The following is a 20,515-nucleotide window of genomic DNA, read 5'->3' as shown; positions in this document are numbered from 1 at the left end:
TATGCTCTGCGGTCAGGGCGCCACCGCATTTCAGCACTCGGGAGGCGGATGGATTTCTCCTATCCGTCCGTTGAATGGTAAACTGGCCGCTACCGGCGCCATATCCCTAGTGCAACCCAATGAGAACGAGCACGATTTAAATGTCAGAAAAACAAACAGTGAGCCAGAAAGAACAGTACAACCTCAACAAGCTGCAAAAGCGCCTGCGCCGCAACGTGGGCGAGGCCATCGCCGATTTCAATATGATAGAAGAAGGCGACCGCATCATGGTTTGTCTGTCCGGCGGCAAAGACAGCTACACCATGCTGGAAATTCTGCGCAACCTGCAGCAGAGCGCGCCGGTTAACTTCTCGCTGATCGCGGTCAACCTGGATCAAAAACAGCCGGGCTTCCCGGAGCACATCCTGCCGGCCTACCTCGATGGGTTGGGAGTGGAGTATCAGATCGTCGAAGAAAACACCTACGGCATCGTGAAAGAGAAAATTCCGGAAGGCAAAACCACCTGTTCACTGTGCTCGCGCCTGCGCCGCGGCATTCTCTACCGCACCGCCAGCGAACTGGGCGCCACCAAAATCGCCCTTGGCCACCACCGCGATGATATTCTGCAGACGCTGTTCCTCAATATGTTCTACGGCGGCAAAATGAAGGGCATGCCGCCCAAGCTGATGAGCGACGACGGCAAACACGTGGTGATCCGTCCGCTGGCCTACTGCCGCGAGAAAGATATCGAACGCTTTGCCCAGGCGAAGGCCTTCCCGATCATTCCCTGCAACCTGTGCGGTTCGCAGCCCAACCTGCAGCGCCAGGTGATTGGCGACATGCTGCGCGACTGGGACAAACGCTACCCCGGCCGTATTGAAACCATGTTCAGCGCGATGCAGAACGTGGTGCCTTCGCACCTGTGCGACACCGAGCTGTTTGACTTCAAAGGCATTCAGCACGGCGACGAAGTGGTGAACGGCGGCGATCTGGCGTTTGACCGCGAAGAACTGCCGCTGCAGCCGGCCGGCTGGCAAGCGACGGAAGCCGACGACATCGTCGCCGCGCCCGAACGGCTGAACGTATTGGAAATCAAATAAGTTCACGCGCCATGCGTCCTCGACGGATGGCGCGTTCCCCTCGCCTGGCTTTACGATCCCGCTCACATTTGGCGCTAAAAAATCGCCTGTCGTCACCGGCTTTACCCTATACTGTTTTTTCATACAGTAATATGGAGTTTACCGATGAACATTACCCCCTGTCTGTCCCACGTCTCCGTCGGGACCAACCATTTTGACCAGGCGGCGGATTTTTATGACCGGGTGCTGTCAGCCTTGGGCTGCCGTCGCGTGCTGGAGCACCATGGCGCCATCGGTTATGGCCGCGACTACCCGGAATTCTGGCTGCAAACCCCGATCGACGGCCGGCCAGCCGGCGTCGGTAACGGCATCCACATCGGTTTTTTCGCTACCAGCAAGCAGCAGGTCGATGAGTTCTATCGCCAGGCGTTGCAGGCCGGCGCGACGGATGAGGGCGCACCCGGCTCCAGGCCGCACTACGGCGAGCAGTATTACGGCTGCTTCGTCCGCGATCTGGACGGGCATAAAATTGAAGCCAGCTTCTGGGATGAAGCGGCGGCCTGAACCGGCCGCATGAAGCGCCGCTGGCCGAAGGCGGCGAAAAAAAGACAAAAAAATGCCGGTGATAAAACACCGGCATCGTGTGAATCAAATTTGCTATGCAGTAATTCTAAAATAAGAAAGTAAGACAATTATGGAGCGCAACGCCCATCGCTTGACGTTGCATTCACCTGCGAGAAGAATAATGCCGCATTCTCCGGCGACAAATGTTGATTTCGCGCAACTTTAATCAGGTTTTGCCGAAGTTTCTCCGCCTGATAGCTACAGCCAGCGGCTGCGTTTCAGCCACCAGGTCACGCCTGCCCCCAGCGCCACCAGCAGCAGGCAAAACAGCGCAAAGCCGAACGGCTTGTCGCCGCCGGGAATGCCGCCCAGATTGACGCCAAACAGCCCGGTCAGGAAGGTGGCGGGCAGAAAGACCATCGCCAGCAGCGACATCGTATAGGTACGCCGGTTCATGGCGTCCGCCAGCACGCTGGTGATTTCATCGGCGAGTATCGCCGTCCGCGCGATGCTGCCGTCCAGATCGTCCAGGCCGCGCCCCAGCCGGTCGGCAATGTCCTGCATACGACGGCGGTCGTCATCGCTCATCCAGGCCAGGCGATCGCTGGCCAGCCGGGCGAACACGTCCCGCTGTGGCGCCATATAGCGGCGCAGCACGATCAACTGTTTGCGAATCAGCGCCAGCTGGCCGCGCTCGGGGATCTGCTGATCCAGCAGTGCATCTTCCAGATCGATAATCTTATCGTGCAGATCCTCGATAAATTCGCTGGTATGGTCGGTCAGCGCGTCGCTGACTTCCACCAGCCAGCTGCCGCAGTCGGTCGGCCCCACGCCGCTCTGCAGTTCATCAATCACTTCATCAATGGAATACACTTTACGGTGGCGCGTGGAGACAATCAGCTTATCGGTGATAAACACGCGGAACGTCACCAGCTGGTCAGGACGCGAATTAACGTTAAAGTTAATCCCGCGCAGCGTAATCATCGTGCCGTCCCCCTGCCGCGCCACGCGCGGCCGGGTGCTGTCGCCGGCCAGCGCATCGCGGACGGAATCCGGCAGCAGCGGCGTTTCACTCAGCCATTGCTGGCTCGCCGGATGGGCATAGTCCAGATGCAGCCAGCCAGGCTGCTGACTGGTGATGCTATCCTGCGGGCCGATCGGCGTTACGCCCCCCTTGCCATCCAACTGAAAGGCGTACACCGCATCGGCAATGTGTAGTTGGCTGCCGTCAATGACGTCCATTCACTACCCTCTTATCTTGATTCATTAGCGCAAAGTCTAGTCTTTATGCTTTTAAAATCAAAGCAGAAGCCGGTAAGCAGCGATGTCAAAAGCGGCTAGAAAAGCCCCGATTCCCTGCGTGATTATTACTCTTTATTATTCATTAACATTTACACATCCTTTTTAATTCCAAACAACAATAAAAAATCAACAAAAGTAGGTTTACCTCAAATTTCATCGGCATATACTTGCATCTACCTACGAGGAGGTAGTGTAGTTATGTTAAGAGATCATTTGAAAATAGATGAAAGCCATACGCTGGAGAAGGTTAATCATATCCAGCTGCGTCACCAAGGTCAGGAAGAGATTAGCGAATTTATCGTTAAGGACGCCGGCGGTAACCCCATCGGCAAGGTTTCCGTTCATGACCACCTGAGTACCCGCCGTTCCTACCCAACCTCCTACCGAGTGACTCAGACCGACATGGCTGGCCGCGTTGTCGTTGATACCCTGAGAGAAGTTCTCTAACGCCGTCATCTGGCGAGCCGGTGAGAACCCAAACCCGCTATTTCAGCGGGTTTTCTGTTTCTGCCGCACAACAATCGTTCGCTGAACTCAGCACACTCTGACTCCAGTCATAAAAAGCGCGCACGGCGGGAGAAAGATATCGGTTCTGCGGATACACCAGGGATAAGGGTAAATCAAAGGCGTCGTCGTTCAGGCACGCAATAAGCGCCCCGCTGCGCAAATAGGGAGCCGCCAGATAGCTGGCCACGCGAATTAACCCCAGCCCCTGTACGCCAGCCTGTATGTAAGCATCCGTATCGTCTACCACCAGCGTTTCCGGCATACGGATCGCCCGCACGGCGGCGCCATGCGCAAAAAACCACTCTGTCGTGCGCCCGGTTCGGTGATTAAGGTATCCCACTGCGCGATGGCCGTTCAGATCGTCCAGACACCTCGGCTCGCCATAGGCATCAAGGTATTTCTGCGCCGCCAGCACCATCCATTTAAAATTCGCCAGCGGACGGGCCACCAGCGTGGTGGAGTCCTCAATTCTCCCTGCCCGGATCACGCAGTCGTAGCCCTCCCGTATAAGGTCCTCCACCTGATCGCTTGAGCAAAGCATGAGATCCAGCTCGGGATAGTGCTGCAAGAACGTCTGTATTTTGGGAATGATGCAGTGCCGGGCCAGGGATTGCGGCATACCGACTTTAAAGCGCCCTTTGGGTTGACCCGATTTGCCGGGAAATGAAGACTCCATGGCGGCGATATCAGCCAGCAGCCGTTTACATTGCGTGTAGTAGCCTTCTCCGTCAGACGTCACGCTGAGCTTGCGCGTGGTTCGCTGCAACAGCTGCAGCCCCAGGTAAGCTTCCAGCTCCTTAATCACCCGGGATACCGTTGAGCGCGGCATCCCCAGCACTTCCGCCGCCTTGGCAAAGCTCTGTGCCTCAACGACCTGCGCATATACCCGCATTGATTCCAGTCTATCCACCTTCTCCCCCTGACGACGCATCCTGATTATCCCATATTAACGAACAGTCTAACCTACAGCCGCTGACTTATCGAACGCGGCTCGCCACCGTAAACTTGTCCCACACTCCATCAACACCAGCAGTGAGGTAGCAAATGCCACAACATGACGTGAACGCAGACAAACGAGTATTGGTGCTGGGAGCGGGACAACTGGGAGATGCGGTGCTGGATGCGCTGCTGCCGGCGGTCACACAGCGCAACGGGGCGGTTACCGTCATTGTTTCGCCCGCTTCCCGCGATACACACGGCAAACTGCGCTCGGCGACTCATCAAAAACATGCTGATGCCGGCGCAACCTTTATCGGCGTAGACCTGGCCGCCTGTTCGACTGAACGGTTAAGCAGGATATTTAAGCCGTTTGATACCGTGATTAACTGTATGGGGTTCGTTGCCGGGACCGGTACGCAGCTCAAGATCACGCGCGCGGTGCTGCATGCCGGGGTGCGGCGATACTTCCCCTGGCAGTTTGGCGTTAATTACGATGTGGTCGGTAAAGGGAGCGGCCAGCCCGTCTGGGATGAACAATATGATGTCCGGACGCTATTACGGGCGCAGAGCACCACGGAATGGGTGATTATTTCAACCGGTATATTCACCAGCTTCCTCTTCGAACCGGCATTCGACGTCGTCAATTTATCGGCCAACACCCTCAACGCGCTGGGAGGATGGGACACTCAGGTTACCGTCACCTCGCCGGCCGATATCGGCCGGCTGACCAGCGCCATCTATTTACATCAGCCGCGCATCGTCAACGACGTCATCTTTGTCGCGGGAGAAACGACATCATACCGGCAACTGGCGGCAACGGTTGAGCACGTGACGCAACGGCGTTTTAGCAAAAACGTGTTCACCCTGCCGGCGCTGCTGGAGGAACTGCGTCTACGCCCGGATGACCCGATGCTGCGCTATCGCGTCGCATTCGCCCGGGGTGACGGCATGTGGTGGCCAATGCGTGACACCTACAATGCGCAACATGCAATTCGGACCCAGGATATTGCCTCCTGGCTTACGGCATCGATTTAGCCCCCAATAAGAAACGGCCGGCGCGTAACAACGCATCGGCCGCTTTAGCGAGGAAACAACGCCCGTCAATGCTTGACGATATACATCGTCTGGCTATAGGCCACATCTTCCGGGTTGGTAATCGGGTAGCCTTTTACCCAGGGTTTGATCAGGCGGCCGTTAGTGTACTGGTAAATCGGTGCGATCGGCGCCTGATCGGCCAGGATCTGCTCCGCCTTGTTGTAATCGTCGTTCAGCGCCGCCGGGCTGGTGCGCCGGCTGGCTTCCGCCAGCACGCGGTCATAATCAGCATTGCGGAACTTGGCAATATTACCGGCATGCGACGACCCCAGCAGCGACAGGAAGGTGGACGCCTCGTTGTAATCCCCCACCCAAGAGGCGCGGATCACGTCAAAGTTGCCGGTATTACGGCTGTCGATATAGGTTTTCCACTCCTGATTCTGCAGTCTGACGTTCACCCCCAGCTTTTTCTTCCACATTGAGGCCACGGCAATGGCGATCTTCTGGTGGCTTTCCGAGGTGTTGTACAACAGCGTCAGTTTCAGCGGCTTATCCGGGCCATAGCCGGCAGACTGGATCAGCGCCTTGGCCTGCGCGTCCAGCTCCGCCTGCGATTGCTGCTGCAGCAGGCTCTCTTTGGCTTTAAAGCCGGCGGTCACGTCCGGGGTGAAGTGGTAGGCCGGTTTTTCACCGGTGCCCAGCACTTTTTCGGCGATAATTTTGCGGTCGATGGCGTAGGACAGCGCCTTGCGCACCCGCACATCGTTGGTCGGCGCGCGCTGGGTGTTAAACGCATAATAATAGGTGCCCAGCTGATCGGGGGTGTAGACCTGATCCGGAATATCCTTCAGCAGCTTGCGGTACATATTCTTCGGGAAGGATTCGGTGATATCGATATCCCCCGCCAGATAGCGCTTGGTGGCGTTGGATTCCTGATTGATCGGCACAAACGTCACCTTGGTCAGCACGGTGTGTTTATGGTCCCAGTAGTGTTCATTCGGCGCCAGCACCAGCTTCTCATTCACCACCCGCTGCTGCAGTTTAAACGCGCCGTTGCCGACCAGGTTGCCCACCTTGGTCCAGTCGCTGCCGTATTTCTCCACCACCGCTTTCGGCGCCGGGAACAGGCTGAAGTTGGCGGTCAGGCTGACAAAGTACGGCACCGGCTTATTCAACTGCACCTTCAGGGTATGGGCGTCCACCGCCGTCACTCCCAGCTTGTCGGCCGGCAGCTTGCCGGCGATGATTGCGTCGGCGTTCTGGATCCCCGCCAACTGGGCAAACCAGGCAAACGGCGACAGGCTTTTCGGGTCTACCAGCCGCTGCCAGCTGTAGACGAAATCCTCCGCCGTGACAGGGTCACCGTTTGACCAGCGCGCATCTTTGCGCAGGGTAAAGAGGAAGGTCTGGTTATCCGAGGTCTGCCAACGGCTGGCGACGCCGGGGATAATATTGCCCTGCGCATCCTGATTCACCAGCCCTTCAAACAGGTCGCGCGCCACCTGCGCCTCCGGCAGGCCAACGGCTTTAATCGGGTCGAGCGACGCGGGCTCATCTTTGATATGGCGCACGATTTCCTGTTTATCCGCCAGCACCGTACCGGCCGGCACCTGGGCGGCGCTGACGCCAGCGCTCAGGCAGGCGGCCGCTGCGCACCCTGCCAAACGGAAACCCCGTTGAATTTTTTCTCTCGCCATCGTTATTATCCCGCGTTAACCATCTGAATTTTTTATCATATACCCAAAAGCGCCGCGGCGCATCATGGCGGCGGCGGCGCTGTGGGAAAAACGGTGCTGGCGGTGCAAAAATGCGATAGCGGCCCGCTTTACGCCGCCGAGCCATCGGTCGGCGGCGCGCTCTGGGGCTTAGTCGTAGAGGTGGATGGAGCGGATACGGTAGGTGAACTCTTCGCCTTCTTCTTCATCAAAGATGGTGAACTGGCCGTTCTCCTCCAGCGCCCTTTGCTGAATATCGGTGGTCTGCAGCTGGCGATCGTTGGCGTCGTCATAGCCGTAATCGAGGTAGAAGCTGTTTTTCTGGTAATCCACATGCAGAGTAAACGGGTAGTTGGATTCGTCCCCGCGTCCGTCATCGTTTTTCACCACGCCGAACCACTCCCCCTGGCGGATCTGATTCTCATCATCCACGCCGCACAACAGCGTGATCGTGTCCTGCTCGTGTTCCGTGTAACTGGCGACTATTCTGGCGACTGGCATAGTAAATCTCCTTGCTGATTATCGGCTTGGCTGTCTGCTTAGTATAACAAGCGGCGGCGGCGACGGCAGCGAACATTACGCCGCGCCGCCGCCGACCGCTCAGATAAGCCGCAGGGCAACAATGTAGTGGGAAAGTCGCAGCAAAGCGTAATACACTGAATAAAATAACAATGCATTTTCACCGACTGACGACACAGGGCGACACCATGACTCAACAACGACCGCGTAGTGAACGCGGCCAGCTGGCCGTGGCAGGAGAAAGTTACGGAAAATCGTTATTAGGCGCACCGCTGCTCTATTTTCCCGCCGCCGCGCGCGGCCCGGACACCGGGCTGATCATCGCCGGCACGCACGGCGATGAAAGTGCCGCCATCGTCACCCTGTCCTGCGCCTTGCGCAGCCTGTCTCCCGCCGCGCTGCGCCACCATGTGGTGCTGGCGGTCAACCCGGACGGCTGCCAGCTCGGGCTGCGCGCCAACGCCAACGGCGTGGATTTAAACCGCAATTTTCCCTCCGCCAACTGGCGCTCCGGCGATACGGTGTACCGCTGGAACAGCGCCGCGCCGACACGGGAGGTGAAGCTGTCAACCGGCGGCCGCCCTGGCTCCGAACCGGAAACCCAGGCGCTCTGCCACCTGATCCACCGGCTGAAGCCGGCCTGGGTGGTCTCTTTTCATGAGCCGCTGGCGTGCATTGAAGATCCGGCCAGCTCACACCTGGGCGTCTGGCTGTCGCACAAATTCGCCCTGCCGCTGGTCAGCAGCGTCGGCTATGAAACGCCGGGATCGTTCGGCAGCTGGTGCGCCGACCTGTCGCTGCCGAGCATCACCGCCGAACTGCCGGCCATCTCCGCCGATGCCGCCAGCGAACAGTATCTGGAGGCGATGATTGAGCTGCTGACCTACCCGCTGGTATCCCGCCCTTAGGCGTCCCCCAGCCGGATGACGCCGCAGGCAAAATCCAGGCCGGGTTCGACATCCTGCGCCAGCCAGGTCGGCCCGTCCAGATCGACAAATCGCGCCGCGGGCGCCAGCGGCAACGCCGCCGCCACCGCCCGCGAGGTGCACAGCATACAGCCGAGCATCAGCGTAAATCCCTGCTCGGCGGCCTGTGCGGCCAGCGCCAGCGCCTCCGTCAACCCGCCGGTCTTATCCAGTTTGATATTGACCATCTGATAGCGCCCGGCGAGCCGGGCCAGATCGTCACGGGTATGGCAGCTTTCATCGGCGCAAATCGGCAGCGGATGGATAAAATTGGCCAACGCCCGATCGTTGCCGGCCGGCAGCGGCTGTTCCAGCATCGCCACCCGTAAATCCGCCAGCAGCTGGCAGCGCGCTGCCAGCCCCTCCGCCTGCCAGGACTCATTAGCGTCGACGACCAGCGTCGCCTCCGGCGCCGCGTCGCGGATCGCCACCAGGCGTTCGCTGATCAGCCGGTCGTCCAGTTTGATTTTCAGCAGCGTAGCGCCGCGGCGGCTCAGCTCCAGCGCGGCCCGGGCCATCGCCTCCGGCGTATCAATGCTGACGGTCTGCGCCGTCGTCACCTGCGGCGGCGGCTGCACGCCCGTAGCCTGCCACAACGTCCGCTCCTGCCGGCGGCACGCCAGATCCCATAAGGCGCAGTCCAGCGCATTACGCGCCGCGCCGGCCGGCATCCGCTGCTGCAGTTCCTCACGCGACAGGCCGCGCTCGATCTCCGGCCTGATCGCCTCCAGCTGCGCCAGCACCGAACTCTCACTCTCGCCGTAGCGCGGGTACGGCGTGCACTCTCCCACGCCGCATACGCCCTGCTGCTCGATTTCCACCACCACCACGCTGGCCGCGCTGCGGCTGCCGCGTGAAATAACAAACGCGGCGCGCAGCGGCCAGGCCTGTGGGTAAAAACGCATGCTTCTCATCACCGCTCCTGGTTGAATAGTACGCGTAATATCAGCGCGGTACGCAGGGGTATGCCAATATATACAACTGTTTAGCCAATTTTGTATACCCAAGCGCCATGCATTGACATAGACTGACGGCAAGGTGTGAACCTAATGTTAAAATGAGCGTCAGCCGCTCGCCGATTAGGTGCACATCTTTTGTATAAACACCTGTCAAAGGAATCTAACCATGACTCAGACCGTAAAGTTCCAGAGTAACCCCGTTGCCGTGGCCGGCCAACTGCCGAAAGCCGGCGAGCAAGGTCAGCCGTTCACCCTGGTGGCAAAAGATCTGTCCAACGTTGCGCTGAGCAGCTTTGCCGGCAAGCGCAAAGTGCTGAATATTTTCCCAAGCATCGACACCGGCGTCTGCGCCACCTCGGTGCGTAAGTTCAACCAGCTGGCCAGCGGCCTGGACAACACCGTGGTGCTGTGCATCTCCGCCGACCTGCCGTTCGCCCAGTCCCGTTTCTGCGGTGCGGAAGGCCTGAGCAATGTGGTTACCCTGTCCACCCTGCGCGGCGCCGAATTCAAGCAGACCTACGGCGTGGAAATCGCTGACGGCCCGCTGGCCGGCCTGACCGCGCGCGCCGTGGTGGTGCTGGATGAGCAGGACAAGGTGCTGTACAGCGAACTGGTGGCAGAGATCACCTCTGAGCCGGACTACGACGCCGCGCTGGCGGCGCTGAAGTAATTCGCGCATAAAAAAGCCCGGACAGTCCGGGCTTTTTTTCGTCCTTACTCGTCGGCGTCTTCCGCCGGCTTGCGGCTGCTGAGGCCGTAATCGCGCAGCTTATTGGCGATCGCGGTATGCGATACCCCAAGACGCTTCGCCAGTTTGCGCGTGCTGGGATAGGTGCGGTACAGCCGGGTCAGCACCGAACGTTCAAAACGCTTGCTGATCTCATCCAGCGTTCCGTCAATCGCCTCATCCCCCAGCGACATCTCCACCTCAAACTCCGGCAGCACGATATCCTGCGGGCGCAGCTCAAAGCCTTCGGTCTGGGTCAGCGCGCGATAAATCGCATTTTTCAGCTGGCGCACGTTCCCCGGCCAGCCGTACTTGCTGAGGAAGCTGTTCAAATCACTCGACAGCTTCGGCCGGGCGACGCCCTGCTCATCGGCAAAGCGCGCGACGAACAGTTCGGTCAGCGGCATGATGTCTTGCGGGCGCTCGCGCAGCGGCGGCACCGTGATGGTCAGCACGTTCAGACGGTAATAAAGATCCTCGCGGAACTCGCCGCGCTGCACCAGCTCAATCAGGTTTTTCTGCGTGGCGCAGATCACCCGCACGTCGACGTGCACCTCATGGTCTTCGCCGACGCGGCGGAAGGTGCCGTCGTTCAGGAAGCGCAGCAGCTTGGTCTGCATCTGCGGCGACATTTCGCCAATCTCGTCCAGCAGCACCGAGCCGCCGTTGGCCTGCTCGAAAAAGCCCTTCTTTGCCGCACCGGCGCCCGGGTAGGCGCCCGCCGCATGGCCGAACAGTTCGCTTTCCGCCACGTCATCCGGCAGCGCCGCGCAGTTGAGCGCCAGGAACGGCTGTTTGCCGCGCGGGCTGCGCAGGTGGCAGGCGCGGGCCAGAATGTCCTTGCCGGTGCCGGTATCGCCGACGATCAGCAGCGGCGCATCCAGCATCGCCAGTTTGCGCGCCTGCTCCAAGACCTGACGCATCTTCGGGCTGACCGCCACGATATGGTCAAACTCGGTATCGTCGTTCACCGACAGATTCTGCAGCTGCCGCCCCATACGCGCGGTGGATTTCAGCATCACTACGGCGCCGACCACGTCCGGCTGCTGGTTTTCATCTTCCAGGTGGATCGGCGTAATATCCATCAGGAAATCCTGACTGCGGATCACCACCCGCTCAGAGTGCGGCGCGGCGTGCTCATTCTCCAGCCAGCGGCTGAAGTTATAGCCGCCAATCAGCTGCCCCGCCGTCTGGTTGCGGATCTTGTCTTCATTCAGGGCGAACAGCGCCAGCGCCGCCGGGTTGGCCAGCTCGACCTTGCCTTTCATATCGATAGAAAATACCGGCTCCGGCATGGATTCCAGCAGCGCGCGCAGCGCCCGGTGTTCACGCTCGGAAGGCATAAAGCTGACGGTGCGCACGTCGGTCACGCCGGCGATACGGCGGATTTCCGCCATCAGGGCGCGGAAAGTATCGAAATCAAGCTGGGAAAAATTCAGGTAAATCCGGCCGATAGGATCGATTTCGATACCGCGTAGATCAATGCTGCGTAATACCAAGAGATCCAGCAATTCTCGGGTCAGACCGATCCGGTCTTCGCAAAATACTTCCAAACGCATCAGTATTGGCCTTCTCTGCAGGTTTTGCGTACGCGGGATAAGTGGCGCTCATCATACTCTCTCATCCCGGACAGAAGAAACGTTCTGTCAGCAAAAGTTGACAGAACGCTGATTTATCATTGTGGTTATTGATTCTAAGCGCAAATGAATAACACCATTCGCGTCATTTTAGCCTATTGCCAGATATTTATCATGGCCTTGAGATTATTTTTGGATAATTATCACGAAATTACAGCAGGATGTTCTTTCGTCAACGCGGGCTTACGCCGTACGGGAAAACGCCGCACCGGGCGGTGCGGCGGCGGGACTATCAGGCTTTCTTGTCGCCCTTTTTCATCACGTCCTTCAGCTGACCAACCAGTTGGCCGCGGAAATCACTCAGTTTGGGTTTATCGTCCTCCAGCCACGGCAGCGGCCGGCACAGCTCCATCGCCTTGATGCCCAGACGCGCGGTCAGCAGACCGGCGCCGATGCCCTGCGCGGCGCGGGCGGACAAGCGCGCCGCCAGATCCTGCGACACCCAGTCCATCCCGACTTCGCGCACCAGTTCCGAAGCGCCGGCGAACGCGATGTTCAGCAGCACCAGACGGAACAGACGAATGCGGCTGAAGTAGCCCAGCTCGATGCCGTACAGCGCGGCGATACGGTTAATCAACCGGATATTACGCCAGGCGATAAACGCCATATCCACCAGCGCCAGCGGGCTGACGGCGATCATCAGCGTCGACTCCGCCGCCGAACGGCTGATTTCACGCCGCGCCTGGTTATCCAGCACCGGCTGCACTAACCGCGCGTACAGCGCCACCACCTCACGGTCGTTCTGGGTTTCATGCAGCGACGCCTGCCAGCGCTGCAGCGCCGGATGCCCCTGATCCAGCCCGGCCTGGCGCGCCAGTTTTTCGCAGAACTCGCGCCCCTTGCCCAGCCCGTGGCTGTGCAGCAGCTCCCGCGCCTCGTCGCGCTCTTCGGCGCGCTGGCGCAGGCGATACAGGCGGCGCCATTCCGCCACCACCGATCCGACGCCGGCGCCGACGATCAAACCGCCGGCGACGCCGCCGCCGAGCGCGATCCAATCCTGCTGCAGCCAGGCCTGATGCACCCACTGCACGCCCTGCGCCACTACGCTGACGCCGAACAGCGTCAGGCCGGCGGTGACCATTTTGCGCCACAGGCTGCGCTTCGGCTTCAGCGCCGCATTGACGATGCCTTCAACGCGCCCTTCTTCTTCTTCCTGCTCCAGCTCCGGCGCGGCGGGAAAGAAGCTATCCGCCTGCTGCTGGTCAAAGGCCATGCCGGCGCGCAGCGTCGGCTCCTGCGGCGGCTGCAACGGCTCTTCAAAATCGATCCGCGGTTTTATCGGCTCGCTCATCGCACTTTATCTCCCAGCAAAAACTCCATCACCGCGTCCAGACGAATATGCGGCAACGGGCTGTCCACGCTCATCGCGCGCGGACGAAATTCATCAAAGTGGAACCCCTGCTGCTGCCAGAACGCCGGTCCCGGCAGGCGCGCCGGCACTTCGCCGGGGAATACCGTCAGCGGCGCGCCGTCCGACAGGCGGTTGCCTTTCAGCGCCGGAATGCGCTGGCCCTGATGATCCACCATGCCGCTCTCGGTCGCCTGCACCGAGGCCAGCCCGACGCAGTCCATGCTGATGCCCTCAAACGCCGCGTTCTGCCAGGCCTCCTGCACCAGCTGCTGCAGCAACGACACCAGATTGGCGTGCTGATCGGCGGTGATATGGTCGGCCTTGGTGGCGGCAAACATCAGTTTGTCGATGGTGGGCGCAAACAGGCGGCGGTACAGCGTACGCTTGCCGTAGTGGAAGCTCTGCATCAGCTGCGTCAACGCCAGACGCATGTCGTTAAACGCCTGCGGCCCGCTGTTGAGCGGCTGCAGACAGTCCACCAGCACGATCTGGCGGTCAAAGCGCACAAAGTGTTCTTTGTAGAAGTTCTTCACGATCGACTGGCAGTAATAGCCGAAGCGGGCGCGCAGCATGCCGATATTGGTGTGCTTGTCGGCCTGCGCCAGCCTTGATTCGCTGCCGGCGTCAACGTTCGGCCACGGGAAGAACTGCAGCGCCGGCGCACCGGCCATATCGCCCGGCAGCACAAAGCGTCCCGGCTGAATAAAGTGCAGCCCTTCGGCCTTGCAGCGCAGCAGATAATCGGTGTAGGCCTGCGCGATCGCCGCCAGCTGGTTTTCATCGGCGGGCGCCAGCGGATCCAGCGCGTTGCACAGCGTCAGCCACGGTTTGGCCCATTCGGCGCGGTCGCCCTGCAGCAGCCCGGTCATCTGTCGCGACCAGGCCAAATAGTCCTGCTCCAGCATCGGCAGGTCGAGCAGCCATTCGCCCGGATAATCGACGATCTCCAGATACAGCGTCGAGGTCTCTTTAAAATGGCGCAGCAGGGAGTCGTTGGAGCGGTAGCGCAGCGCCAGGCGAATTTCGCTGACGCCGCGGGTGGGGGTCGGCCAGGTCGGCGGCGTGCCGTACAGCTGCGCCAGCCCCTCATCATAGGTAAAACGCTGAATGCCGAGATCGCGCTGCGGGATGCGTTTTACCCCCAGCAGGCGCTCTTCACGCACCGGCGAAAACAGCGGCAGCCGCGCGCCGCTGTGAACGTGCAGCAGCTGATTAACCAGCGCGGTAATAAAGGCGGTCTTCCCGCTGCGGCTCAGGCCGGTCACCGCCAGACGCAGGTGGCGGTCCATACCGCGGTTGACCAGCGAGGTTAATTCATTTTTTAATCGTTTCATTCTTCTCCTTGGCATAAATACCCAAAATCACCCAGCGCTGCGGCGGGGCTGCGCCGTCCACCGCCCAAGGCAGCCTGCGACTCAGCGGGTATAACGCCCGAATGCCTTATTCAGCCCCTTGCGGAACATCGGCTCCAGCACCATCGCCAACAGCAGGCGCAGCGGTTTACGGCTGACGGTTCTCAGCAGCCATGAGGTGGCCCCCGCCGGGCCGTAACTGAGTAACGCTATGATGATGACTTTAGACAATCTCTTCAACATTGCACCAGCTCCTCGTTGGAAAGTGGCGGATTTGCCGCCGTTGGCGGCGTGGTTTGCTCTGGTCATAACGGCCCTCCGGCGAAGGTGACGGCGGCGCTCGGGCGTCAACCGTCAATTACAGTTTACGAAAACGGCTCTGTACGCCGAAGGTATCCGAGGTCACGTAGCGCTCAACCTGGCGCAGCTGACGCTCGCCGCTGCCCAGTTCATACTCCAGCTGATCCAGCAGCTGGCGCGGCGTACGCTGATGTTCGCCGTCAAAACGGCTCGCCGGCGCCGCTTCCAGCAGGTAACCCATGGCGAAATAGGCGACGACGGTAAAGAAAAACAGGCCGAAAATCATCGACAGCACCACCATCACGCGGATCAGACGCACCGGGACGTCAAAGTAGTGCGCCAGACCGGCGCAAACGCCCTTCACCATGCCCTCTTCAGGCACGCGATACAGTTTTTTACTGCCCAGCAAATTTCCCATCAGGACTGCCTCCAGTTCGGATGTTCGGCATCCAGGATCTCTTCCAGCGCCTGAATACGTTCGCGCATGCGTTTGGCGTCTGCCGTCAGCTGCGCCAGCCGCTGCATTTCCTGATGCGACAGCTGGATCCCACTCTGTTGCCGATTGCTGTAATGCAGCCAAAGCCAAATCGGGGCGACGAACAGCACAAAAATCGTCAATGGAATGGCTAACAATAACGCACTCATTTCAACTCCTTGTTATTCCCACCTGCCGGACGTCGCGCTGCGGCGTCGGCACGCCGGGGTTCTGTTATCGGATATCGGACGGCCGCCGCCGGGCGGCCGCAAAACGGTTACTCTGAGCGGTTCATTTTGGCTTTCAGCGCCGCCAGCTGCTCGCTGATGGCGTCATCCGCCTTCAGTTCGGCGAACTCCTGATCCAGGGTTTTCTTTTTCCCCAGGCTGACGCTTTCGGCTTCCGCTTCCATATGGTCGATACGGCGCTCGAACTGCTCGAAACGCGCCATCGCCTCATCCAGCTTGCCGCTGTCCAGCTGACGACGTACCTCGCGGGAGGAAGACGCCGCCTGATGGCGCAGCATCAGCGCCTGCTGGCGCGCGCGGGTTTCGGTCAGCTTGCTTTCCAGCTCGCCGATTTCGCTCTTCATCCGGCTCAGGGTTTCTTCCACCGTCGCCACTTCCTGGCTCAGGGTGGCGATCAGATCGGACACTTTCTGTTTTTCAATCAGCGCCGCACGCGCCAGATCTTCTTTATCTTTGCGCAGCGCCAGCTCCGCTTTTTCCTGCCAGTCGTCGAGCTGTTTCTCACCCTGCTCGATACGACGCAGCAGCTGCTTCTTCTCCGCCAGCGCGCGCGCCGAGGTGGAACGCACTTCAACCAGCGTGTCTTCCATCTCCTGAATCATCAAACGCACCAACTTCTGCGGATCTTCCGCCTTATCCAGCAGCGTATTGATGTTGGCGTTCACAATGTCGGCAAAACGAGAAAAAATACCCATAATTCACTTCCTCTTGGTGTCAGTGGCGTCTTCAGCGCCGTCGTAAGTCATACTGCGGACGCCAAGATATAATCAAAATGCGTGCCAACTTTTATTTCACTGAAATTAAAGGATTATTTATTTTTGACTCTGCCGCGCCATGCTGTAAAGTGATTATTTTCACCAACTATTGGCGAATTTCATCATGAGCGAGCAGATCGAGCCCCTGTTGGGCGAAGCGAACGCCTTTGTAGAAGTATTGGAACAAGTCTCGCAGCTGGCAACCCTGAACAAACCGGTGCTGGTGATTGGCGAGCGCGGCACCGGCAAAGAGCTGATCGCCCACCGCCTGCACTATCTGTCCAACCGCTGGCAGGGGCCGTTTATCTCCCTCAACTGCGCCGCACTGAATGAAAACCTGCTGGATTCCGAACTGTTCGGCCATGAGGCCGGCGCGTTTACCGGCGCGCAGAAGCGCCATCTGGGGCGGTTTGAACGCGCCGACGGCGGTACGCTGTTTCTCGACGAACTGGCGACGGCGCCGATGCTGGTGCAGGAAAAACTGCTGCGGGTGATCGAATACGGCCATCTCGAACGCGTGGGCGGCAGCCAGCCGCTACAGGTGGACGTACGCCTGGTGTGCGCCACCAACGACGATCTGCCGGCGCTGGCGGCGGCCGGCAAGTTCCGCGCCGATCTGCTCGACCGGCTGGCGTTTGACGTGGTGCAGCTGCCGCCGCTGCGCCGGCGCCAGCAGGACATCATGCTGCTGGCGGAGCACTTCGCTATCCAGATGTGCCGCGAACTGGCGCTGCCGCTGTTCCCCGGCTTTACCGCCCATGCGCGCGAGACGCTGCTCGGCTACGGCTGGCCCGGCAACGTGCGCGAACTGAAAAACGTGGTCGAGCGCTCGGTATACCGCCACGGCAGCAGCGAGCAGCCGCTGGACCGCATCGTGATCAACCCGTTCGCCCAAAGCGCGCCGGCGGCTACCCCGGCGGCAGCACCGCAGGCGGACGGCGACCCGACGCTGCCGCTGGATCTGAAGGGCTGGCAGAACGAACAGGAGAAACGGCTGCTGGAACAGGCGCTGCGCCAGGCGCGTTTTAATCAGCGCAAGGCGGCGGAACTGCTGGGGCTGACCTACCACCAGCTGCGCGGCATGCTGAAAAAACATGCGCTGCAGCCCGGCGAGGAGCCGTCCGCCTAACGTTACGCCAGCGACGCCATAATGTGCGCCCGCAGCCACTGGTGGGCCGGATCGCGGTGGCTGCGCTCATGCCACAGCATCACCATCTCGAAGCCCGGCACGGCTAACGGCGCTTCCTGTACCTGCAGGGCGGGATTGCCGCGCGCCAGCCGTTCCGGCAGCATCGCCACCAGATCGCTGGCCAGCAGCGCCGAAATGGCAAACAGAAAATGCGGCACCGACAGCACCACCCGCCGCGACAGCCCCGCTTCCGCCAGCGTTTTATCGGTCACGCCGTAAAAACCGCCGCCGTCCGGCGATACCATCACATGCTCCAGCGCGCTGAACGCCGCCGCCGTCAGCGGCGCCGCCAGCGCCGGATGCCCGGCACGGCCCGCCAGCACATAGCGTTCGCTGAACAGCCGCCGCTGCCGCAGCCCCGGCGGCGCATCGTCCAGCGTGTGCAGCGCCAGATCGATATCGCCGTTTTCCGCCCCTCTGGCTATCTGCGCCGGCGCAACCTCCATCACCGCCAGCCGGCTGCCCGGTGCGGCCTGACGCAAGGTGCGCAGCGCCGGCAACAGAATCGTCGATTCGCCATAGTCAAACGCCGCCACCCGCCAGGTATGGCTGGCCTGCGCCGGATCGAACGGGCTGCCCGGCTGCACCGCCTGCTCCAGCGTCGCCAGCGCCTGCCGTAGCGGTTCGCGCAGCGCCAGGGCGCGCTGCGTCGGCCGCATGCCGCGCGGCCCCGGCAGCAGCAGCGGGTCATGGAAGATCTCGCGCAGCTTAGCCAGATGAACGCTCACCGCCGGCTGCGACACATGCAGCCGCTGCGCGGCGCGGGTGACGTTATTTTCCGCCAGCAGCACGTCCAGCGTCACCAGCAGGTTAAGATCCAGCCGCTTGAAATTATCCATGCTTATACCTGGAATATTTGAAATTAATTTCTAATATACCTCAGCGGCGCCTACTCTGCAGTCTCTGACCATCACGGAGAGTACAGCATGAAGATACTACTGGTTTACGCCCACCCGGAGCCGCATTCACTGAACGGCGCACTGAAGGACTTTACCGTCAGCCACCTGCGGGAGGCCGGCCATCAGGTGCAGGTTTCCGATCTGTACGCTATGCGCTGGAAAAGCGTCCTCGACGCCGACGATAATCTGGCGGCCCAGACCGACGCGCCGTTTAATCCGTCGCTGGATTCTCAGCGGGCGTTCGCCAACGGCACGCAGAGCCAGGATATCGCCACCGAGCAGGAAAAACTGCTCTGGGCGGACGTGCTGATTCTGCAGTTTCCGCTATGGTGGTTCTCGATGCCGGCAATCATGAAAGGCTGGGTGGATCGGGTCTACGCCAACGGCTTTGCCTATGGCGTGGGGGAACACTCTGACGCGCGCTGGGGCGACCGCTACGGCGAAGGCACGCTGGCGGGCAAGCGCGCCATGCTGATCGTCACCGTCGGCGGCTGGGAGTCGCACTACGCCGCGCGCGGCATCAACGGACCGATTGAGGATATTCTGTTCCCGATTCAGCACGGTATTCTGCACTTTCCCGGCTTCGAGGTGCTGCCGCCACAGGTGCTCTACCGCAGCGACCGTATGGATGACGGGCGCTTTGCCGAGCTGCGCAACCAGCTGGCACAGCGCCTCGACGACCTGGCGCATACGCCGCCGATTCCGTTTCGGCGGCAGAACGGCGGCGACTATGATATCCCGGCGCTGACGCTGCGCGCGGATCTCGCCCCGGGGCAAGGCGGATTTGGCGTGCATCGTGAATAAACAGGGATCGACAAGCAAAAAAAAAGCCAGCACCCGAGCTGGCTTGAAAAATAATACTGGAAGCAATGTGAGCAATGTCGTGCCTTTCACGTCGGTGCCGCGGGGAGCGGCCTTCCGTGAACGACCAGTTGATGATAATGGTTCTCAATATCGGCTGTAAAGCTTTTTATTGAGAATTTTTCTCATCTCCACAGCAACATTGTGCAATTACCAGGCAGGAAACGGGTCGGCCATCTCCCTCCAGTACTCCACTCCCGCCGCCATCTCCGCATCGCTCAGCAGGCAGGCAGGCATCCAGCCGACGCACGATCTCCGTCATTTAACCAGCTGATTTTACGATTATTGTTCCTTACGCTCATCCGGCGTTATAATCCTTTTGTTTTACCAAAGTTCCTTTCTCCTGATTAACACGGGTATCTCCATGAGTAGGTATCATGTATCCAATAGTGAAGGCCGGTATGAGGAAGACTCTGACGAGCAAGTTTTGGCTAACAAACTGGGGATCGCCTCTTCCGATGAGATGGATGAGGCTGAGCTTGTTCTGTTGGAACAGCTCTACCAGTTTGTGTTTGAACAACAGTTTCCGGAAGGGCAACTCAAGATAGCCATGCTGAAAAATTGGCATCGCCGCTGGTTAGGTAACATCTACGCATGGGCAGGACAAGAAAGAACGGTGAATATCAGCAAGGGTGACTTTATGTTTGCCCCCTCAACACAATTGCCAAAACTGCTGAATGAATTCGACACGAAGTATCTTGCTCATTACACACCATGCAGCGGTATGGACGAAGAGCAGCTCATCACCGCTATCGCCATCACCCATGTCGAGCTGATACTCATCCACCCGTTTAGAGAAGGAAACGGGCGCCTGTCGCGATTGTTAGCCGACGTAATGGCCGTTCAGGGAGGACACAAACCACTGAACTATCAAAGCTGGGAGCAAAACAAAACCCAGTATATCTCGGCTATCCATGCAGGCATATCAATGGATTACGAGCCGATGAAACACTGGGTGAGAGAAGCACTGAGAAGCGATTAAACCGCAAGGCGTAAATGCGCGAATTTTTTACGCGTAGCCTCAAGAGAGGCTTCGATCTTTGCGGAAGACTGCCCGGTTTCAACCGCCGTAGAAGTTGTTACAGAACGAACGATGTCAGCACGAGATGGCTTGGCGTAGCTTGCCTGCATTTTTTTATTGTTACTCATAATGACTCC

Annotated in this window: 23 protein-coding genes; 9 read left to right on the top strand and 14 right to left on the bottom strand. The window is 59.6% G+C overall.

The genetic code is table 11. The features are described 5' to 3' along the window. Positions 1-140 precede the first annotated feature (140 nt). On the top strand, positions 141-1,079 hold the full coding sequence (ttcA, locus tag D781_RS10295) for a tRNA 2-thiocytidine(32) synthetase TtcA (RefSeq protein WP_015672256.1): 939 nt from the start codon (positions 141-143) through the stop codon (positions 1,077-1,079). 144 nt (positions 1,080-1,223) lie between these two features. Continuing rightward, positions 1,224-1,622: a VOC family protein gene (locus tag D781_RS10290; RefSeq protein WP_015672255.1), complete on the top strand. Its 399-nt coding sequence runs from the start codon at positions 1,224-1,226 to the stop codon at positions 1,620-1,622. 258 nt (positions 1,623-1,880) lie between these two features. Here D781_RS10290 and zntB read toward each other — a convergent pair whose 3' ends face one another. Continuing rightward, positions 1,881-2,864 (bottom strand): zinc transporter ZntB, encoded by a 984-nt coding sequence (zntB, locus tag D781_RS10285; RefSeq protein WP_015672254.1) that lies wholly within the window; start codon positions 2,862-2,864, stop codon positions 1,881-1,883. Positions 2,865-3,122: 258 nt separating this feature from the next. Between zntB and D781_RS22700 the strand changes: the two genes are divergently transcribed. Then, on the top strand, positions 3,123-3,371 hold the full coding sequence (locus D781_RS22700) for a hypothetical protein (protein WP_015672253.1): 249 nt from the start codon (positions 3,123-3,125) through the stop codon (positions 3,369-3,371). 37 nt (positions 3,372-3,408) lie between these two features. Here D781_RS22700 and D781_RS10275 read toward each other — a convergent pair whose 3' ends face one another. Beyond that, positions 3,409-4,341 carry a LysR family transcriptional regulator gene (locus tag D781_RS10275; protein WP_051032626.1) on the bottom strand — a complete coding sequence of 311 codons (933 nt, stop codon included), beginning with the start codon at positions 4,339-4,341 and terminating at the stop codon, positions 3,409-3,411. 134 nt (positions 4,342-4,475) lie between these two features. On the opposite strand from D781_RS10275, the gene D781_RS10270 reads away from it, so the two are divergent. Continuing rightward, positions 4,476-5,405: an aromatic alcohol reductase gene (locus tag D781_RS10270; protein WP_015672251.1), complete on the top strand. Its 930-nt coding sequence runs from the start codon at positions 4,476-4,478 to the stop codon at positions 5,403-5,405. Positions 5,406-5,470: 65 nt separating this feature from the next. On the opposite strand, the gene D781_RS10265 is transcribed toward D781_RS10270, so the two are convergent. Both D781_RS10265 and D781_RS10260 read right to left on the bottom strand, forming a co-directional pair. Further along, positions 5,471-7,102: an ABC transporter substrate-binding protein gene (locus tag D781_RS10265; protein ID WP_015672250.1), complete on the bottom strand. Its 1,632-nt coding sequence runs from the start codon at positions 7,100-7,102 to the stop codon at positions 5,471-5,473. A 168-nt stretch (positions 7,103-7,270) separates the two neighbouring features. Continuing rightward, the gene (locus D781_RS10260; RefSeq protein ID WP_015672249.1) at positions 7,271-7,621 is read right to left on the bottom strand and encodes a hypothetical protein; all 351 of its coding nucleotides are present in this window, start codon (positions 7,619-7,621) and stop codon (positions 7,271-7,273) included. A gap of 206 nt (positions 7,622-7,827) precedes the next feature. Here D781_RS10260 and mpaA point away from each other — a divergent pair, with 206 nt between their 5' ends. After that, complete coding sequence (gene mpaA / locus D781_RS10255) at positions 7,828-8,547, top strand: murein tripeptide amidase MpaA (RefSeq protein ID WP_015672248.1); 720 nt, start codon at positions 7,828-7,830, stop codon at positions 8,545-8,547. Here mpaA and ycjG read toward each other — a convergent pair. After that, positions 8,544-9,518, bottom strand: a complete 975-nt coding sequence (ycjG, locus tag D781_RS10250) for an L-Ala-D/L-Glu epimerase (RefSeq protein WP_015672247.1) — start codon at positions 9,516-9,518, stop codon at positions 8,544-8,546. The genes mpaA and ycjG overlap by 4 nt on opposite strands. Positions 9,519-9,729: 211 nt before the next feature. Here ycjG and tpx point away from each other — a divergent pair, with 211 nt between their 5' ends. Next, entirely contained in the window at positions 9,730-10,233 is a 504-nt protein-coding gene (tpx, locus tag D781_RS10245) for a thiol peroxidase (protein WP_015672246.1), read from the top strand. A gap of 44 nt (positions 10,234-10,277) precedes the next feature. Here the strand turns inward: tpx and tyrR are convergent, their stop codons facing one another. The 7 genes from tyrR to pspA all read right to left on the bottom strand — a co-directional run bounded on the left by tyrR (position 10,278) and on the right by pspA (position 16,348). Then, positions 10,278-11,849 (bottom strand): transcriptional regulator TyrR, encoded by a 1,572-nt coding sequence (gene tyrR, locus D781_RS10240; RefSeq protein WP_015672245.1) that lies wholly within the window; start codon positions 11,847-11,849, stop codon positions 10,278-10,280. A 310-nt stretch (positions 11,850-12,159) separates the two neighbouring features. After that, positions 12,160-13,218 carry a YcjF family protein gene (locus D781_RS10235; protein ID WP_015672244.1) on the bottom strand — a complete coding sequence of 353 codons (1,059 nt, stop codon included), beginning with the start codon at positions 13,216-13,218 and terminating at the stop codon, positions 12,160-12,162. After that, a complete protein-coding gene (locus D781_RS10230) occupies positions 13,215-14,612 on the bottom strand; it encodes a YcjX family protein (RefSeq protein ID WP_015672243.1) in 1,398 nt (465 codons plus the stop codon). The genes D781_RS10235 and D781_RS10230 overlap by 4 nt, the downstream gene beginning before the upstream one ends. Positions 14,613-14,693: 81 nt before the next feature. Next, entirely contained in the window at positions 14,694-14,939 is a 246-nt protein-coding gene (pspD, locus tag D781_RS10225; protein WP_015672242.1) for a phage shock protein PspD, read from the bottom strand. Between the two features lie 49 nt (positions 14,940-14,988). Beyond that, a complete protein-coding gene (gene pspC / locus D781_RS10220; RefSeq protein WP_015672241.1) occupies positions 14,989-15,348 on the bottom strand; it encodes an envelope stress response membrane protein PspC in 360 nt (119 codons plus the stop codon). Continuing rightward, positions 15,348-15,575 (bottom strand): envelope stress response membrane protein PspB, encoded by a 228-nt coding sequence (pspB, locus tag D781_RS10215; protein ID WP_015672240.1) that lies wholly within the window; start codon positions 15,573-15,575, stop codon positions 15,348-15,350. Before pspB ends, pspC begins: the two co-directional genes overlap by 1 nt. Positions 15,576-15,682: 107 nt before the next feature. Continuing rightward, positions 15,683-16,348 carry a phage shock protein PspA gene (gene pspA, locus D781_RS10210; RefSeq protein WP_015672239.1) on the bottom strand — a complete coding sequence of 222 codons (666 nt, stop codon included), beginning with the start codon at positions 16,346-16,348 and terminating at the stop codon, positions 15,683-15,685. Between the two features lie 184 nt (positions 16,349-16,532). Here pspA and pspF point away from each other — a divergent pair, with 184 nt between their 5' ends. Continuing rightward, positions 16,533-17,537: a phage shock protein operon transcriptional activator gene (gene pspF, locus D781_RS10205; protein WP_015672238.1), complete on the top strand. Its 1,005-nt coding sequence runs from the start codon at positions 16,533-16,535 to the stop codon at positions 17,535-17,537. 2 nt (positions 17,538-17,539) lie between these two features. On the opposite strand, the gene D781_RS10200 is transcribed toward pspF, so the two are convergent. Further along, a complete protein-coding gene (locus D781_RS10200; protein ID WP_015672237.1) occupies positions 17,540-18,436 on the bottom strand; it encodes a LysR family transcriptional regulator in 897 nt (298 codons plus the stop codon). An 87-nt stretch (positions 18,437-18,523) separates the two neighbouring features. Between D781_RS10200 and D781_RS10195 the strand changes: the two genes are divergently transcribed. Then, complete coding sequence (locus D781_RS10195; protein ID WP_015672236.1) at positions 18,524-19,300, top strand: NAD(P)H-dependent oxidoreductase; 777 nt, start codon at positions 18,524-18,526, stop codon at positions 19,298-19,300. A 421-nt stretch (positions 19,301-19,721) separates the two neighbouring features. Then, positions 19,722-20,339 carry a Fic family protein gene (locus tag D781_RS10190; RefSeq protein ID WP_015672235.1) on the top strand — a complete coding sequence of 206 codons (618 nt, stop codon included), beginning with the start codon at positions 19,722-19,724 and terminating at the stop codon, positions 20,337-20,339. Here the strand turns inward: D781_RS10190 and D781_RS23975 are convergent. After that, positions 20,336-20,506, bottom strand: a complete 171-nt coding sequence (locus D781_RS23975; RefSeq protein WP_015672234.1) for a hypothetical protein — start codon at positions 20,504-20,506, stop codon at positions 20,336-20,338. The two genes, D781_RS10190 and D781_RS23975, sit on opposite strands and share 4 nt — an antisense overlap. Positions 20,507-20,515: the final 9 nt, after the last annotated feature.

This window comes from Serratia sp. FGI94 (assembly GCF_000330865.1).
Classification (GTDB): domain Bacteria; phylum Pseudomonadota; class Gammaproteobacteria; order Enterobacterales; family Enterobacteriaceae; genus Serratia_B; species Serratia_B rubidaea.
The sequence above is the reverse complement of the archived record's forward strand: the minus strand, read 5'-3'. Positions and strand labels throughout refer to the sequence as shown.

Bases quoted from the DNA above. Each gene is read 5' to 3' on its own strand.
- D781_RS10265 (WP_015672250.1), bottom strand. From the start codon at position 7,102: ATGGCGAGAGAAAAAATTCAACGGGGTTTCCGTTTGGCAGGGTGCGCA.
- D781_RS10230 (WP_015672243.1), bottom strand. From the start codon at position 14,612: ATGAAACGATTAAAAAATGAATTAACCTCGCTGGTCAACCGCGGTATG.
- zntB (WP_015672254.1), bottom strand. From the start codon at position 2,864: ATGGACGTCATTGACGGCAGCCAACTACACATTGCCGATGCGGTGTAC.
- D781_RS10260 (WP_015672249.1), bottom strand. From the start codon at position 7,621: ATGCCAGTCGCCAGAATAGTCGCCAGTTACACGGAACACGAGCAGGAC.
- ycjG (WP_015672247.1), bottom strand. From the start codon at position 9,518: ATGAGAAGCATGCGTTTTTACCCACAGGCCTGGCCGCTGCGCGCCGCG.
- D781_RS10290 (WP_015672255.1), top strand. From the start codon at position 1,224: ATGAACATTACCCCCTGTCTGTCCCACGTCTCCGTCGGGACCAACCAT.
- pspD (WP_015672242.1), bottom strand. From the start codon at position 14,939: ATGACCAGAGCAAACCACGCCGCCAACGGCGGCAAATCCGCCACTTTC.
- D781_RS10190 (WP_015672235.1), top strand. From the start codon at position 19,722: ATGAGTAGGTATCATGTATCCAATAGTGAAGGCCGGTATGAGGAAGAC.
- D781_RS10235 (WP_015672244.1), bottom strand. From the start codon at position 13,218: ATGAGCGAGCCGATAAAACCGCGGATCGATTTTGAAGAGCCGTTGCAG.
- tpx (WP_015672246.1), top strand. From the start codon at position 9,730: ATGACTCAGACCGTAAAGTTCCAGAGTAACCCCGTTGCCGTGGCCGGC.
- pspB (WP_015672240.1), bottom strand. From the start codon at position 15,575: ATGAGTGCGTTATTGTTAGCCATTCCATTGACGATTTTTGTGCTGTTC.
- D781_RS10195 (WP_015672236.1), top strand. From the start codon at position 18,524: ATGAAGATACTACTGGTTTACGCCCACCCGGAGCCGCATTCACTGAAC.
- D781_RS10270 (WP_015672251.1), top strand. From the start codon at position 4,476: ATGCCACAACATGACGTGAACGCAGACAAACGAGTATTGGTGCTGGGA.
- pspF (WP_015672238.1), top strand. From the start codon at position 16,533: ATGAGCGAGCAGATCGAGCCCCTGTTGGGCGAAGCGAACGCCTTTGTA.
- D781_RS23975 (WP_015672234.1), bottom strand. From the start codon at position 20,506: ATGAGTAACAATAAAAAAATGCAGGCAAGCTACGCCAAGCCATCTCGT.
- mpaA (WP_015672248.1), top strand. From the start codon at position 7,828: ATGACTCAACAACGACCGCGTAGTGAACGCGGCCAGCTGGCCGTGGCA.
- D781_RS10200 (WP_015672237.1), bottom strand. From the start codon at position 18,436: ATGGATAATTTCAAGCGGCTGGATCTTAACCTGCTGGTGACGCTGGAC.
- ttcA (WP_015672256.1), top strand. From the start codon at position 141: ATGTCAGAAAAACAAACAGTGAGCCAGAAAGAACAGTACAACCTCAAC.
- tyrR (WP_015672245.1), bottom strand. From the start codon at position 11,849: ATGCGTTTGGAAGTATTTTGCGAAGACCGGATCGGTCTGACCCGAGAA.
- D781_RS22700 (WP_015672253.1), top strand. From the start codon at position 3,123: ATGTTAAGAGATCATTTGAAAATAGATGAAAGCCATACGCTGGAGAAG.
- pspA (WP_015672239.1), bottom strand. From the start codon at position 16,348: ATGGGTATTTTTTCTCGTTTTGCCGACATTGTGAACGCCAACATCAAT.
- pspC (WP_015672241.1), bottom strand. From the start codon at position 15,348: ATGGGAAATTTGCTGGGCAGTAAAAAACTGTATCGCGTGCCTGAAGAG.